Annotated in this window: 14 protein-coding genes and 1 CRISPR repeat array; of the genes, 1 reads left to right on the top strand and 13 read right to left on the bottom strand. The window is 71.6% G+C overall.

From position 1 onward, the window contains the following. Nucleotides 1-249: 249 nt before the first annotated feature. From ACIQMU_RS25875 to ACIQMU_RS25865, 3 genes are all read right to left on the bottom strand, one after another. Nucleotides 250-1,068: a YceI family protein gene (locus ACIQMU_RS25875; protein WP_402689797.1), complete on the bottom strand. Its 819-nt coding sequence runs from the start codon at nt 1,066-1,068 to the stop codon at nt 250-252. Nucleotides 1,069-1,538: 470 nt separating this feature from the next. Continuing rightward, on the bottom strand, nt 1,539-4,073 hold the full coding sequence (locus tag ACIQMU_RS25870) for an MFS transporter (RefSeq protein WP_402689796.1): 2,535 nt from the start codon (nt 4,071-4,073) through the stop codon (nt 1,539-1,541). A 31-nt stretch (nt 4,074-4,104) separates the two neighbouring features. Then, nucleotides 4,105-4,617: a MarR family winged helix-turn-helix transcriptional regulator gene (locus ACIQMU_RS25865; protein WP_402689795.1), complete on the bottom strand. Its 513-nt coding sequence runs from the start codon at nt 4,615-4,617 to the stop codon at nt 4,105-4,107. Nucleotides 4,618-5,147: 530 nt separating this feature from the next. Between ACIQMU_RS25865 and ACIQMU_RS25860 the strand changes: the two genes are divergently transcribed. Further along, nucleotides 5,148-5,363, top strand: coding sequence for a hypothetical protein (locus ACIQMU_RS25860; protein WP_352239038.1), 216 nt, complete (start codon nt 5,148-5,150; stop codon nt 5,361-5,363). A 326-nt stretch (nt 5,364-5,689) separates the two neighbouring features. Here ACIQMU_RS25860 and ACIQMU_RS25855 read toward each other — a convergent pair whose 3' ends face one another. The 10 genes from ACIQMU_RS25855 to cas7e form a co-directional block, all read right to left on the bottom strand. Continuing rightward, nucleotides 5,690-6,205 carry a hypothetical protein gene (locus tag ACIQMU_RS25855; RefSeq protein ID WP_402689794.1) on the bottom strand — a complete coding sequence of 172 codons (516 nt, stop codon included), beginning with the start codon at nt 6,203-6,205 and terminating at the stop codon, nt 5,690-5,692. Between the two features lie 489 nt (nt 6,206-6,694). After that, nucleotides 6,695-7,561 carry an RNA polymerase sigma factor SigF gene (locus ACIQMU_RS25850; RefSeq protein WP_018958648.1) on the bottom strand — a complete coding sequence of 289 codons (867 nt, stop codon included), beginning with the start codon at nt 7,559-7,561 and terminating at the stop codon, nt 6,695-6,697. Nucleotides 7,562-7,795: 234 nt separating this feature from the next. Continuing rightward, a complete protein-coding gene (locus ACIQMU_RS25845; RefSeq protein ID WP_402689793.1) occupies nt 7,796-8,683 on the bottom strand; it encodes an RNA polymerase sigma factor SigF in 888 nt (295 codons plus the stop codon). A 198-nt stretch (nt 8,684-8,881) separates the two neighbouring features. Continuing rightward, complete coding sequence (locus ACIQMU_RS25840) at nt 8,882-9,175, bottom strand: Dabb family protein (RefSeq protein WP_356729109.1); 294 nt, start codon at nt 9,173-9,175, stop codon at nt 8,882-8,884. Between the two features lie 10 nt (nt 9,176-9,185). Continuing rightward, entirely contained in the window at nt 9,186-9,350 is a 165-nt protein-coding gene (locus ACIQMU_RS25835; protein WP_003967683.1) for a hypothetical protein, read from the bottom strand. Between the two features lie 508 nt (nt 9,351-9,858). Then, nucleotides 9,859-10,312: a CRISPR direct-repeat array (repeat unit 21 nt; unit sequence CCCCGCACGCGCGGGGACGAC). 123 nt (nt 10,313-10,435) lie between these two features. Further along, entirely contained in the window at nt 10,436-10,810 is a 375-nt protein-coding gene (cas2e, locus tag ACIQMU_RS25830; RefSeq protein ID WP_352239034.1) for a type I-E CRISPR-associated endoribonuclease Cas2e, read from the bottom strand. Continuing rightward, nucleotides 10,807-11,766, bottom strand: a complete 960-nt coding sequence (gene cas1e, locus ACIQMU_RS25825; RefSeq protein WP_352239033.1) for a type I-E CRISPR-associated endonuclease Cas1e — start codon at nt 11,764-11,766, stop codon at nt 10,807-10,809. The genes cas2e and cas1e overlap by 4 nt, the downstream gene beginning before the upstream one ends. Next, a complete protein-coding gene (gene cas6e / locus ACIQMU_RS25820; RefSeq protein WP_402689792.1) occupies nt 11,763-12,509 on the bottom strand; it encodes a type I-E CRISPR-associated protein Cas6/Cse3/CasE in 747 nt (248 codons plus the stop codon). Before cas6e ends, cas1e begins: the two co-directional genes overlap by 4 nt. Further along, nucleotides 12,509-13,273, bottom strand: coding sequence for a type I-E CRISPR-associated protein Cas5/CasD (cas5e, locus tag ACIQMU_RS25815; protein ID WP_402689791.1), 765 nt, complete (start codon nt 13,271-13,273; stop codon nt 12,509-12,511). Before cas5e ends, cas6e begins: the two co-directional genes overlap by 1 nt. Beyond that, nucleotides 13,270-14,532, bottom strand: a complete 1,263-nt coding sequence (gene cas7e, locus ACIQMU_RS25810; protein ID WP_402689790.1) for a type I-E CRISPR-associated protein Cas7/Cse4/CasC — start codon at nt 14,530-14,532, stop codon at nt 13,270-13,272. The genes cas5e and cas7e overlap by 4 nt, the downstream gene beginning before the upstream one ends. Nucleotides 14,533-14,572 lie beyond the last annotated feature (40 nt).

Raw genomic sequence — 14,572 nt, 5'->3', positions numbered from 1 at the left:
GGTCATCGCGGGGTCAGCTCCCGGGTGCGGGGCGGGCGGGTCCGGCGAGGCGGGCAGGGGAGCCGCCGGGTGCGACGGCGCCCCGGCGCACCCGGGCGGCCCGGCGTACCCCGTCGCGCCGCCGGCGCCCGGTGCCTCACCGCGGGCGCCCGGTGCCGAAGGCGTACGAACGCCGGCACCTCATGCCGCTCCACGGCGGCGTCGGTCGCGTCTTTCGGTGCCATGCCCATCACCCTACGACCGGCCCGTTCACTGCATGGCCGGCACCTCGCCCTGGACGGCCTGGACGTCCAGCTCCACGCGCAGGGTCGTCCCGATCGCGGAGATGCCCGCCTGGACGACCTGGTTGTAGTTCATCGCGAAGTCGTCGCGGCGCAGTTCGGCGGTGGCGTGGAAGGCCGCGCGCACTCCTCCCCAGGGGTCGGGCCCGGTGCCGAGATAGCTGAGGTCCAGGGCGACGGGGCGGGACACGCCGTGCATGGTCAGCTCGCCGTGCACGGTCCAGCGGTCGGGGCCGGCCGGAACCAGGGCGGTGGAGCTGTAGGAGATCTCCGGATACCGCTCGACGTCCAGAAAGTCGGGCGAGCGCAGATGCTTGTCCCGCATCGCGTTGCCGGTGTCGATGCCCGCCGCTCTGATCACCGCGTCCACCCGGGAGCGGGAGACGTCCTCGGCGATGTCGATCCGGCCGCTGAAGTCGGTGAAGCGGCCGTGCACGCTGGAGATGCCCAGGTGCTGGGCGACCGCGCCGACCGATGAGTGCGCGGGGTCCAGCGACCAGACGCCCGGCGGCGGCAGCTCCACCCCGCCCTGACGGGCCAGCACGATCTGGCCGCCCTCGATCCGGCCGCTCGCGGTGACGAGGGCGGTGGAGGCGGCGGGGGCGTACCCGACCGCCGTGACGATCACCGTGTAGGCGCCGGCTGCCAGGGAACCGTCCGTGCGGACCGTCCCGTCCTCGTCGGCCGCGGCGCGCAGCACCTGAGTGCCGGTCATGTCGGTGACCGTCACGACGGCGTGCTGGACCGCCCAGCCGTCCCGCGTCCGTACCTGTGCGCGAAGTCCCATCCGTATCTCTCTCCTAGAGGGCCTGTCGTGTGGATCATGCCCGGCTCGCGGGCCCGGCATGATCCGTACGACCGGCCCTGGTTCGATGCCCTGCGCGACCCGGTCGGCCCGTGGGGCACGAGTCGGGCCCCGGGGCGGGTACGGCAGGCCGTCCCCTGCTCGCCGTACCCGCCACCGGGGCCGCTTTCCACCCGGTCGCGACAGCCTCTCCGCTGGAAGCGCCGTCCGACCAGGGGCTTCGCGATCCCTTCACGTGTTCACGCGCATCCCTGTGGGTGGTCACGGATGCGCGGGTGTGTGCCGGAGGGATCAATTCCTCACCCGGGCGGGCCGGGGCTCACCCCGGTGGGCGGGTTCTCGCCCACCGGGGCACGCGGTTTCCCATCCGCCGGGGGCGGTTCTCCCGCGCCCGTGCCGGGGCGGTTCCGCCGCGCCCGCCGGGGGCGGTTCTCCCGCGCCCGCCCGGGTTCTCACTCGCCGGGGTGGGCGAGTTCGATGTCGTGTCCGTCGACTCCCGGGCCGTTCACGGTCAGCGATCCGGCCACCGGCGGGTAGCCGGTCGCGATGACCGCGTACTCGCCCGCGTCCAGGTCGGCGAAGGCGTACGCCCCGTCCTCGCCCGTCGTCGCGGTGGCGGCCACGTTGCCCGCCGCGTCGATCAGCGTGACCCGCGCGTCGGCCAGCGGGCTCCGGGCGGACCCGGCCCGTACGACGCCCCGGACCATCGCTCCGGACCGCAGCGCGGCCTCGACGCGGGTGACGCCCTGGCCGCTGATCTCCACCGGCAGTGCCAGCGGACGGAAACCGGCCGCGTTGACCGCGACGGTCACGGAGCCCGGGATCAGCTCGCCGAACGCGAACTCGCCGGCCGTGTCGGTCGCGCCGGTGGCCAGCACGTCGCCCCGGACGTCGGTCACGACGACCATCGCGCCCTCTACCGGAGCGCCGGACCCGTCGGCCCTGACGGTTCCCGCCAGCCCGCTCGTACCGGAGAGCAGGATGTCGAAGGCCAGCGGCTCCTCGCCGACGACCACCGTGGACGCCTGCGGCTGGAAGCCGTCGGCGGACGCGATCAGCACATAGCTGCCGGGCCCGGGGGCGTCCAGGGTGTATCCGCCGTCGACGCGGGCCACGGAGCGACCGAGCTGCCGGCCGCCCAGCGAGATCAGCGTGACGGCGGCACGGGAGACGGGAGCGCCCTCCGCGCCGCGCACCACACCGTGTACCGGGTGCGCCGGGCCGCCCTGAACGCCGTCGACGGGTTCGACGACGCCGTCGTACGGGGCGGGTGCGGACGCGGAGGCCGGGCCCTCGGCGGGGACGGCCCCGGCCGAGCCCTCGGAGGCCGCCGCGGCCGCACCGATGGCGGCGGGCACGGGGGCCTCGGCGGTGGGGGTGTCGTTCCCGGCGCTGGTCTTCAGGGCGACCTCCTTGATGAAGATCGTCACGATGAAGGCGACGAGCGCGGCCGGAGCGGCGTAGAGGAAGACGTCGCCGACGCCGTGCCCGTACGCGGCCTCCATGACCAGGCGCAGGGGTTCGGGCAGGGTGTCCAGGTCGGGGATGCCTCCGCCGCCGGTGCCGCCGTGGCCGAACGCCGCGCCCTCGGGGCCGAGGTCGGCGATGCCGTCCTTGACGTAGTGGGTGACCCGGTTGCCCAGGACCGCGCCGAGTGCCGAGACGCCGATCGCGCCGCCGAGGGACCGGAAGAAGGTGACGACGGAGCTCGCGGAACCGAGGTCCGCGGGAGCGACCTGGTTCTGGGTGGCGAGGACCAGGTTCTGCATCATCATGCCGATGCCGAGACCCATGACGAACATGAAGACCGCGACGTGCCAGTAGGCGGTGTCGTGCCGGATCGTGCCGAGCATCCCGAGGCCGGCCGTGACCAGGAAGCCGCCGCTGACCAGCCACGCCTTCCAGCGCCCGGTCTTGGTGATGACCTGGCCGGAGATGGTCGAGGAGAGGAAGAGCCCCGTGATCATCGGGATGGTCATCACGCCGGACATCGTCGGCGACTTGCCCCGCGCCAGCTGGAAGTACTGGCTGAAGAAGACGGTGCCCGCGAACATCGCGACGCCGACGAACAGCGAGGCGATCGAGGCCAGCGTGATGGTGCGGTTGCGGAAGAGGCGCAGCGGGATGATCGGCTCACTGGCCCGCGACTCGGTGAGGACGAAGAGCAGGCCGAGCAGGACCGAGCCCGCGACCATCACGCCCGTCTGCCACGACATCCAGTCGTACTTGTCGCCCGCGAAGGTCACCCAGACCAGCAGCAGGGAGACGGCGGCGCTGATGAAGAACGCGCCGGTCCAGTCGACCTTGACGCCCTCGCGCTTGACGACCGGGAGCTTCAGGGTCTTCTGGAGCACGATCAGCGCGATGATCGCGAACGGCACACCCACGTAGAAGCACCAGCGCCAGCCCATCCAGCTGGTGTCGGTGATGACGCCGCCGAGCAGCGGACCGCCGACGGTGGCGACGGCGAAGACCGCGCCCAGGTAGCCGCTGTAGCGGCCGCGCTCACGCGGGGCGATCATCGCGGCCATGACGATCTGCGCGAGGGCGGAGAGTCCGCCGACGCCGATGCCCTGGACGACCCGGCAGGCGATGAGCATGCCGCTGCTGGTCGACAGACCGGCCACGACCGAGCCCAGGACGTAGATCACCAGGGCTATCTGGACCAGCAGCTTCTTGCTGAAGAGGTCCGAGAGCTTGCCCCAGAGCGGGGTGGTGGCGGTCATGGCCAGCAGCGAGGCCGTCACGACCCAGGTGTAGGCGCTCTGACCGCCGCCGAGGTCGGAGATGATCTCGGGCAGGGCGTTGGAGACGACCGTCGACGACAGGATCGCGACGAACATGCCGAGCAGCAGCCCGGCCAGCGCCTCCATGATCTGCCGGTGCGTCATCGGCGTGCCGCCGGCGGCCGCGGAGGCGCTGTCGCCCCCGTGCCCTCCGTGCTTGGCGTGGCCGCCCCGCACACCGGTGGGTGTGGTCGTAGCCATTGAGTTCCTTATCCGTGCGTATTTGCTTCTGTTACACAGGTGTACGGGTGTGAGCCTCGTCGCCGAGGCGGGTCCTGCACTCGCCGGTGTGGCTTCCGGGGGCGCAGCCGCCCGATCCGCGACAGGCGAAGCTGTCGCGCAGGCGGGACAGCAGCGCGTTGAGCCGGCCGACGTCGTCGTCGGACCAGTCCTGGAGGTTGTGGGCGAACATCTCGGTGGTCCGCCGGGTCAGTTCGTCGAGCTGCCGGTGCCCGCCGGGGGTCAGCCGCAGGATGCGGGACCGCCTGTCCGCCGGGTCGGGAGACCGTTCGATCCAGCCGCGATCGGCCACATGGGCCACATGGCGGCTGGTGACCGACATGTCCACGGACAGCAGTTCGGCGAGCCGGCTGATCCGCATCTCGCCGTGCCGCTCCAGAAGGGTCAGTACGGCGGCGGATCCGGCGGGACACTCGGAGGGCAGCGCGCGGGCGAGCCCTCTTTTGACGGCCCCGACGGCGCTGAGCTGCCGGGCCAGTTCCTCGTAACTACTCCGTGCGGCCACGGGGACCCCCAGCACACTGACTCATGACGATGTCGGGCATGTTGTTGCTTAGGGCAACGATAGAAGCCGTTGGTTGCTACAGGCAAACGAAAAGTGGCTTGCAGAAGTAAAGGAACGCAAAAGCCTGTGTAGGGTCCGGGTCAAGGCCCCGGGCCAGGCCCTCGGCCGGCCACTCGGAGTGCCTCCTGGGCTGCTTCCCGTGCTGTCTCCCCGGGTCATGCGTCGAGCGCCCCTGGCGAGCCCCGGGGGCCTCTCGATCGCGCCTCCCAGGCGTCTCCCCGGTGCCCCGCAGGCGCCCCGCAGGTGTCTCCCGGCGGCCACCCGTACTGCTCCGGACTGCCGCCAGGGGCTCCCGGTGCGGTGCGGCAGCTGCCGCTTCACAGCCGGTGCGGCCCGGCCGGGGGAGGTCTTCACGGCCGGTGCGGCGGCCGGCCGTGAAGCGGCCTTCATGGCCGGTCCGGCCCGGTCGGGGCGGCACAGGGGCCGGGCGGGGTTGGGCCGGGGGCCCGAGTTCGCTAGGGTCCTGCCCCATGGCACACAACCCCCACGCCCCTCAGCCGGGCCCCGAGGGCAACCAGGACCCGGCCGGCAGCACGCAGATGTTCCGCGCCTTCGTCGACGAGGGCGAGCCGCAGCGGCGGCAGCAGCCGGCGGCGACCTCGTCCGGGCCGAGAGGCGGGGTGATCGCGGCGGTGATCGCGGTCGTCGTCGTCCTCGGTGCGGTGGCCTGGCTCGCCCTGGGCTGACCACGCTCGTACGGAGCCGGCCCACGCCTCCGTACGGGGTGGACCCCGCGCTGGGCCCCGTGCCGTACGGACTCGGCCCGCGCTCACGCAGGGACCGGGCCACGGCTCACGCGGGGACCGGCCCACGCCCGTACGGTGCCCGGCCGCCCCCGCTCGTACAGTGCCCGGCCCGCGATCATGGGGCCCGGCCCCACCACAGCAGGACCCCGCGCCCCGGCCGCACCGGGAGGCGGGCGGCGGAGCCGCGACAGCCGGCCGCCGCTCCGCCCCCGGGCGGCCTTCACGCGTCGTGGCCGTGCCCCGGCCCGCCCCGCCGACCGCTCAGGTCACTTCCAGACCGCCGAGACGTCCCGTGTCTCGACGCGCATCCCCAACGGCACCCGCCAGGGCTCCACGCAGACGGTGTACGTCTCCGAGCGCGCCGATCCCGCGCGGATCGGGGCGGGCAGCGGCTGCGCCGAGGTGATGGTCGCCCAGTCGACGCCGAGGGCGCCGATGACGTGGGTGGCGAAGGTGACGGTCCCCGAACGCGCCGGGGAGCCGCCGGTGTTGCGGAATTCCACGGTCACCTTCTCGCACCACCGCTTGTCCGCCGCCGAGCGCTGCGGTGCGCTCAGGGTCAGCGCGGCCGGGGGCGCGGGAGAGGGCGGCGGACTCGGATCGCCGGGGGTGCCGCCGCCCGGAGGTGCGGGGACACCGGGCCCGTCGGGCGGAGGGGCCCCGGATCCGCTGCCCGGCTCGGAAGGCTTGGGGGGTGCGGGGGGCTCGTAGGGCTTCGCGGGCCGCGTGCGCGGCCCGGCGGGGGAGCCGGTCTCCTGGCCGCCCGGCGTCTGCGTACGCACCCCGCCGGAGCCGTCCTGGGCGTCCCGTGGGCCGCTCGCGCCCGGGGAGGAGGCCGGGGGCGAGGGGCCGCCGGACCCGCGGCCTCCTGGGGCGCGCTCACCGCCCGCGCTGCCGCTTCCGCCGTTCCCGTCCAGGGGGGCAGCGTCACCGCGCCCGAGGGTTTCCCGTCGCCGTCCGCAGGCCGCTCCGGGCCATCGGCGGCGGCGCCCACGGCCACGTATCCTTCGCGGCCCGGGCCGCCTCCGCAGGTGACCAGGAAGCCGCCGCCCAGACACAGCGCGGCAGCCGAGGCGACGATCGCGGTGCTCCGGCGGCCGGTCGGGCCGAAACTCTGACGTCGCATCGGGTCAATGTGGCTGACGCTCCGTCAGATCGAAACCCCGGTGCGGCGGTGCGCGATGACCGCCGGGACCGCGAGCCGCAGGGCGCGCGGCTCGGCGGGTCTTGCAGGCCGGTGGACCGAGCGGCTCCGCGGGTCCGCTCCGGGCTCAGTCCGCGATGAGCCCTTCCCGCAACTGCGCGAGCGTACGGGTCAGCAGCCGGGAGACGTGCATCTGGGAGATGCCGACCTCCTCGCCGATCTGTGACTGCGTCATGTTCGCGAAGAACCGCAGCATGATGATCTGGCGTTCGCGCGGGGCGAGCTTGGCCAGCAGCGGCTTGAGCGACTCGCGGTACTCGACGCCCTCCAGAGCGGAGTCCTCGTACCCGAGGCGGTCTGCGAGCGATCCCTCGCCGCCGTCGTCCTCAGGGGAGGGGGAGTCCAGGGAGGAGGCGGTGTAGGCGTTGCCGACGGCGAGACCGTCGACCACGTCCTCCTCGGAGACCCCGAGTGCGCGGGCCAGCTCCGGAACGGTCGGTGACCGGTCGAGCTTCTGCGCGAGCTCGTCGCTGGTCTTGGTCAGGGCGAGCCGCAGCTCCTGGAGGCGGCGGGGGACCCGCACGGACCAGGAGGTGTCGCGGAAGAAGCGCTTGATCTCGCCGACGACGGTGGGCATCGCGAACGTCGGGAACTCGACGCCCCGTTCGCAGTCGAACCGGTCGATCGCCTTGATCAGGCCGATCGTGCCGACCTGGACGATGTCCTCCATCGGTTCGTTGCGGCTGCGGAACCGCGCCGCGGCGTACCGCACCAGCGGGAGGTTCAGTTCGATCAGTGTGTCCCGCACATAGGTCCGCTCCGGACTGTCCGTTCCCTCGGGGCCCGAGGCGGGGCCGAGCGCGGCGAGCCGCAGGAACAGGGAGCGGGACAGCGTGCGGGTGTCGATGGCTTCCGGCGAGCTGGTGAGCACGGCGGGTGCCGGCACGCTCTTCGTGAGCGTGAGCACCTTCGAGCTGCCCTGTTCTTCGGACATGCCACCCCCTTGAGGTCGCGGACGGTCGCGGTGGCCGCGACCATCGGAGGAACGCAGCCTCCACCTGAATACCGGAGGCGGGGCTGCGGCAAACGCGCTTCGAGCAGAATGTCACATGTCGGCAACGCGCTGTAGTGACTTGTCGACAAGTCTCGGCCGAATCCGCCCTGGAAACAGGGGGTGTGGCCGTTTTATGCCGTCAGAACTGCTCTCTGGACGGTCTACCCGTTCCGGTTACGCCTCGATCCTGTTTGCGGATCTCAGTCGGGCGAAACTTCTGGCCAGAAGCCTTGACACGTGCATCTGGGAGACACCCAGCTCCGCGCTGATCTGAGACTGGGTCAAGTTGCTGTAGTAGCGCAGGAGGAGGATGCGCTGCTCGCGCTCGGGAAGCTGGACCAGGAGGTGCCGGACGAGATCGCGGTGTTCGACGCCGGCCAGCTCGGGGTCCTCGTAACCGAGCCGGTCGAGGAGCCCTGGCAGTCCGTCACCCTCCTGGGCGGCTTCCAGCGAGGTCGCGTGGTACGAGCGTCCGGCCTCGATGCAGGCCAGCACCTCGTCCTCGGAGATCTTCAGCCGTTCGGCGATCTCGGCGGTCGTGGGGGAGCGGCCGTGGGCGGTCGTGAGGTCCTCGGTGGCGCCGGTGACCTGGACCCAGAGCTCGTGCAGCCGGCGGGGGACGTGGACGGTGCGCACGTTGTCGCGGAAGTAGCGTTTGATCTCGCCGACGACGGTGGGCATGGCGAACGTGGGGAACTGGACCCCGCGCTCCGGGTCGAACCGGTCGATGGCGTTGATCAGACCGATCGTGCCGACCTGGACGACGTCCTCCATCGGCTCGTTGCGGCTGCGGAACCGCGCGGCCGCGTACCGGACGAGGGGAAGGTTCGCCTCGATGAGGGCGGCCCGGACCCGCCGGTGCTCCGGAGTGCCCGGCTCCAGGTCCTTGAGCTGGCCGAAGAGGACCTGGGTGAGCGCCCTGGTGTCGGCGCCGCGGGCCCTGGCCGGCCTGGCCGAGGGATCCGGGGTCTCGGTCTGGATCTCCTCGGTCTGGACGGTCTGGGCGGTCTGGGCGGTTTGGGTCGTCTGGGGAGGCACTTGAGGCGCTGTACTGGCCGGCACGGTGACGCCACCCCTCTGCGGTCAATTACGGTCAACTCATCCGTCAAAAGCGGTCATAGCATCACAAGACATGTCCACTGTGTGCAAGCACCTCATGGAGCCGTGTTGAGGTCATAAGGGTTTAAACGGCACAAAGAAACCCCTCGCCTGAACGGCGAGGGGTAGGCGGGGCCGGGACGGACCGACGACGGGAAAGCGTCAGAACGGGTAGTCGGCGATCACCCAAGTGGCGAACTCCCGCCACTGTCCCGCCGCGGCCTGGTGGGCCGGGTGCTCGACGTACCGCTTGAGCGCCGCCTCGTCGGCGACCGCGGAGTTGATGGCGTAGTCGTACGCGATCGGCCGGTCGGTGATGTTCCAGGCGCACTCCCAGAACTCCAGCTCCGGAACCTGCCCCGCCAGCTCCCGGAAGGCCCGGTCCCCGGCGACGACCCGCGGGTCGTCCCGCTCGACGCCCTCGTTCAGCTTGAAAAGGACCAGGTGGCGGATCATCGCACTACTCCTACTTCACCAGCTCTGACATGAAGTCACCGACGCTCTGCGCGGCGGTGGAAATGCCTTCGAACCCTACCTGGACCAGCTCGGCGGCCCGCTGCGGAGACATGATGATCGTGTAGAGCACGAAGACCACCACTATGTAGATGATGATCGTCTTTGCCTTTGCCACAATCCTGCCTCCCCGTCGACCCCGCGTGCGATCGGGCGATTCTATCCGCACGAATGGCCGTATCCGGTGGCTGTTTCTGATCACTGATGCGGCCTTTAAGGACCTACGGCCCCGCAATCGAGGTCTTTCGCCCGGCCTCACGACTCCTGCCGCCCGGCAGGATGGACACCGAGCCCGACGGGACCAGGCAGGACCCGGAAGGCCGGAACAGGGCCTCTCTGTGGGGTCTCCGCCGCGCGATTCCCCCCTGACCGCGGCGGACGGCCGGCAGGCCCTGTTCTCACCGGGGGAAGCGGCTTGCCCCCCGATGCCGCTTCCCCCGACCTGAACCCTTGAGCGCCCGGCCGCCGTGCATCCACTGTGCGGCGGCCGGGCGCTGTGCCGCCCCCTTTGCCCGAGGGGCGGGCACCCTGCCGCCGACCGCAGCGCCACGGGCGGCGACCGCGCATGACCGGGCAGCAGCCGACGGCGTACGCCCGCGCGGGGGCCGGCGCACGCGGGTGTGGCCGGGAGCGCCCCGCAGGCGCGGGGAGGACCACCGTCAAGAACGTTGGCAAGCCCCGGGGCGAGGGAATGGCCCGCACGCGCGGGGACGACCCCACCCACCGAGCACCAGAGCGCGTGACGACGGGAACAGCCCCGCACGCGCGGGGACGACCACACTGGCCTGTTCCTCCTGGTCATCCCGCTGGGAACACCCCCGCACGCGCGGGGACGGCTAACTCCCCAGTCTCATTGGGCCGTTGTACCGGGGAACACCCCCGCACGCGCGGGGACGACTCATCACCGCGCTCGGCGTGTCCGGCGCACTCGGGAACACCCCCGCACGCGCGGGGACGACAGCGGGACCGAGTCCGGGGTGAGCTGGCCACCGGGAACACCCCCGCACGCGCGGGGACGACAGCACGATGAACGGGCTGATCCGCCGGGACAAGGAACACCCCCGCACGCGCGGGGACGACAGTTGCTGACCTGGGGTTTTATGCGGGCGGACGCCTGTTTTCACCCACTTCTTTGAATTCGGGCATAAGTGGTCCTTCTGTCGTGTGGGGCGCGCCGGCCCGCTTCTGCCCTCGCAGCCGCGCCTACCTCCCGCCCCCGAACCGTCGCCGCTTCGACGCCTTGCTCCATCCCTGGTGGGGAACCTCGGCCGCCGTGCTCGTCGGATTCCCCGCGCGTGGGGCATGGGCGCTTGGGCGGCGGATCAGGGTGAGGCCCTCGTGGTCGGTCGGGTGCCAGGTGTGGTCGTGGGTTTTGAAGGCGTATCCCTGTTCGTTGTCCGTCTGGTAGGCGAGCAGGGCGCGGCCCTGGTCGGCGTACTTGCGGACTTCGGCCCAGAGGAGGTCGCGGATGCGGGTGGACGGGGAGCCGAGGAAGACGCCTGGGGAGATTTCCAGCAGCCAGCGGGTGAGGAATCCCCTGAGGCCGACCGGGCAGTTGGTGAGGACGATGACGGTCACCAGATGATCTCGTCTCCGTGGTTGCGGCCGCCCTCGACCAGGACGTCTCCGTCGGACTGGAGCGTCACCCGGTCCGACGACGTGCCGTCCGCCTGGGTCGTGTCGCGGGTGCCGTCGTAGCCGAGCAGGTCCTTGATGTCCTGGACACAGCGGTCGAGCAGGCCCGTGCGATTGATGCGGTCCCGGAGCATCCGGCGGGTCCGGGCCGCGATGTCGTCCACGCCCTCGACGGCCGCGTCGAAGGCGGCGGGGATGGCGATGTCCGTCTTGTAGAAATCCGCGACGTCCATGACGAACGAGCGTTCGTGGCCGGAGTGGACGAAACCCAGCCCGGGCGAGAGGCCAAGGGCCGCGACGACGGAGTGGGAGACGCCGTACATGCACTGCGCGGCGGCGGTGACGGCCTGATTGGGGGCGTCCCCGGCCGAGAAGTCGTCACGGTGGTACTCCCTCTTGCGCCAGGGGACGCCCGTACGCAGGGACTCCCGTCTGTAGCACTCCCGCAGCCGCGTGCCCTCCTTGCCGAGGAGTTCCTTGCGGGTGCGGCCCGCGGTGTCCTCGCCCGGAAACCGCAGGCGGTACATGGCGCGTGCCACGTCCAGCCGGGTGCGCCGGTTCGCCCAGGCCGTGGCCTGGGCCTCGACCAGGCCCGAGGAACGGGTGAGTGCCCGGCCGCCCGCGTAATACCGGACTCCGTGCTCCCCGACCCAGGCCACGCCCGCGCCGCTGTCGCCGAGGAGTGCCATCGCCTGGTGGGTGACGCGCGTGCCGGGGCCGAGCAGAAGGGTTCCGATGGTGGCGGACGGGATGTGCGTCACCCCGTCCGCGTCCTCGGCGGTGATCGCGTTGGAGTCCCGGTGCACGGTGCACCGCTCCAGATAGACGAACGAGAGCCGGTCCCCGACGCGCGTCAGCTCGCGAGGAGCGGAGGCCCCTCTACGGCCGACCGTGCTCACGCTTCCTCCTTCCCCCGCACCGGGGCCAGGGTCATCAGGCCGCAGCCGTACGCCTTGGCCTTGCCCAGCCCGTGCGTGAGCGTGCGGCGGAAGACCTCCGGATCCGTGACCCGCAGGCGGCCGTCGAAGGTGACCTTGGTGATCTGGACGTCGCCGCTTCGACCGGTCTTCTCCGGTGCTCGTGCCTGAGGCCGTCGAAACTGCAAGGGGGTCTGGTCGCGGACCACCAGTTCGTGCTCGTCCCCCTGGGGCAGCAGCCGTCGCTCCTCCGGCTTCCGCACGATCTCGAAGCCCGCCTTCTCCTGCCGGTCCAGCAGCCACCTCATCTGGTGCCGGGGAGTGCGGTGCGCGGCCCGCTTCGTTCGCTCGCCCTCCTTGACGTACGCGGGGCGGATGTTGTGCACGGGGTTCGCGGTCAGCCGGAAACCCCAGGTGTCACCCGGGTGGAGGGCGCTGAGGAAGTCGGTGTAGGCGAACGTCGTCCACCCGGGCTCGTCCGAGGCGGGCCAGCCCGCCTGCTCGACCAGATGGGTCAGGTCGGGGCGGCCGGGGCTGACGATGTAGAGCAGTGTCTCGGAGATCCCGTTGCGGTCCACCCGCCACAGCACCCGGGGGCCGGCTCCGTCACGGGAGGGCGAGGTGGGGAAGGCGGCGTTCACCGCGCCGTGTACGCGGTGCGGCGAGCCGAGCAGCCGACGTCCTTCCAACCGGGCGGTGTTCACACGGAAACGGGTGAGGTACATCAGTCGGTCCTCGGTGCGACGGGTGTGAGCAGGGCGGTGGGTTCATGGGGCGGCGGTGACGGCCGTGCTGCCCCGGCCGCGACGGGTACGCGGGTCTCGGTGGTCCGCACACCCCGCAGCCCGTACCGACGGTGGCGCGCGTCGAAGCTCAACGGGAGGTCCCGCAGGGTGATGTCCGGCAGCCGGTCGGGGCCGGGCGGGCTGTCCAGCAGGAGGTCCAGGCGTACTTCGTCGGGCGGTGGCAGTCCTCGGCGACGGAACGAGGCGGCTCGGTGGTTCCGGTACCAGCCGGACGCCTCCCACGGCGCTTCCCTCAGGGCCGGCTCCAGCTCGCCGTCCAGCGGCCCGGCGATCGTGACCGGCCGCGAGGGCGGGCAGGAGCGGCGGCCCAGGTACGGCAGGAACACGGGCTCCAGCAGCGCTTCGTACAGCCGCTGTACGAGTCCGGCCTCACCGCTCACGCCTGCTACGAACACCGCGTCGGCCAGGTAGAAGCGCTCCGACAGCGGCATCGCCTTGAGCGTGTCACCGTGGTGCGCCGTCTGGAAGTCGCGCAGCCGGGTGCCCGGCTGGTCGACGCGTACGCCGAACTCCAGCGCCGCGAGGTCGGTGAGGTCGGCGTCCCGCCTGCGTCCCTGGGCCGCGGCGAGGAGGCCGATGACGCCGCTCTTGGTGGGCGCGTTCTCCGTGGTCCGGCGGGCGAACCGGGCCGCCGATCCCCACGACTGGAGGGGGCCCGCGAGCCGCAGCAGCAGCACGCTCATGCCCCGGGCTCCGGCGCGATGCCCGATCCGCCGTCCGTACCGCCGGTACGCCCCGCATCCGAGTCCTTCGGTGTGAGCCGGGCGACCACGGCGTCGCCCACGGAGGCCAGCAGCTCGGGCAGGCTCACGGGCTTCCCCAGCACCTCCAGAGCCTCCGTCTCCCTGCCCACGCGGAGAACCCACCCCTCCGGACCGTCGGAGAGGCCGAAGCTCTTCTCCAGGTCCGGCACGAACTCGGCGAGCTTTTCGCAGCTCCCCGTGAGGAAACCGCCCCCCCGGCCCACGCCGACGGGCTCCTCGAAGGCCGCGACGTAACTGACCGGGCGGCGGGAGCGGACCTTCACGACCACGGCGGCGGGCAGGGTCTGGTTGCCGAAGGTGTTGATCTTCCCGGTGGGGAGGGAGGTGATGAACCCTTCGAGGAACGCCGTGACGGCCCGTCGCGTGGGCTCCGTCGGCCGGGCGTCGTCGTGTCCGGCGCCCAGGTTCTCCTGGAGGCGGTTCACGTCGAGCGCGGCATACCGGTAGAGGGTCGCCGAGTTGAAGTCGATCGTGCCGATCATCCCGGCGCCGGTCTCGGCGTCCGTGTTCTTGTCGTCCACCGCCGTGTAGTAGTCCGACTCGACTTCCACGGCGTGCACGCTCAGCGCATGAGCGACCTGGGCCGCCGCGTCCACGTTCAGGTCGGTCGAATCCGCGACCATGCGGCCGAACAGCGCGATGTCCACCGAGTGCTCGGTGAGGACGAGCTGCTTGGCCCTGGCCTTGTTCTCCTTGTCCTTGAAGAAGTCCTTGAGCGCCTTGACGTCACCGCCCTTCCCGCCTTCGAGCGTCATCGCGGCGAGGGCGTCGTACTGCCGGTCGCTCAGGAACATCAGGTACGTGGACTCGGCGGCGGGGTCCTCCACGTCCTGCTTGCTCTTCCGGGTGGGGACGGCGACCTTCGAGCCGGTCGCCACGGTGATGGTCTCCGCCGCCAGGCTCTGTGCGGCGACACGGGACAGCGACGGGTCCAGGCCCAGGACCCTGTCGGCGAGGACTTCCACGACCTTCTTGGTGCGTACGCCGAGTTCGGACGGGTCCAGCAGTTCCGCGAACGCCTTGCGGGTCGCCCTCTTCCACGCCTGGCTGGACACTCGGGAGCGCCGCACGCCCCCGTACGTCGCCGACTTCGGCGTCCCCGTGTCGTCACGGTTCAGATTGCTCGGCGGAACGGTCTGGAGAATGTGGATATCGAGAATCGTGCGGTTCGGGGTCACGCGTGCTCAATTCCTCTGTTCGTCGTCGTGCGCGGAAGGT

The sequence above is a fragment of the Streptomyces sp. NPDC091649 genome (assembly GCF_044756785.1).
Classification (GTDB): Bacteria; Actinomycetota; Actinomycetes; order Streptomycetales; family Streptomycetaceae; genus Streptomyces.
Note: the sequence above shows the minus strand (reverse complement) of the source record. Positions and strands in the feature narration are given on the sequence as shown.

What these genes read in the sequence shown, in the direction of transcription:
- ACIQMU_RS25840 (WP_356729109.1), bottom strand. Translation starts at nt 9,175, where the DNA reads ATGATCCGCCACCTGGTCCTTTTCAAGCTGAACGAGGGCGTCGAGCGG.
- ACIQMU_RS25870 (WP_402689796.1), bottom strand. Translation starts at nt 4,073, where the DNA reads ATGGCTACGACCACACCCACCGGTGTGCGGGGCGGCCACGCCAAGCAC.
- ACIQMU_RS25850 (WP_018958648.1), bottom strand. Translation starts at nt 7,561, where the DNA reads ATGTCCGAAGAACAGGGCAGCTCGAAGGTGCTCACGCTCACGAAGAGC.
- ACIQMU_RS25860 (WP_352239038.1), top strand. Translation starts at nt 5,148, where the DNA reads ATGGCACACAACCCCCACGCCCCTCAGCCGGGCCCCGAGGGCAACCAG.
- cas6e (WP_402689792.1), bottom strand. Translation starts at nt 12,509, where the DNA reads ATGTACCTCACCCGTTTCCGTGTGAACACCGCCCGGTTGGAAGGACGT.
- ACIQMU_RS25875 (WP_402689797.1), bottom strand. Translation starts at nt 1,068, where the DNA reads ATGGGACTTCGCGCACAGGTACGGACGCGGGACGGCTGGGCGGTCCAG.
- cas5e (WP_402689791.1), bottom strand. Translation starts at nt 13,273, where the DNA reads ATGAGCGTGCTGCTGCTGCGGCTCGCGGGCCCCCTCCAGTCGTGGGGA.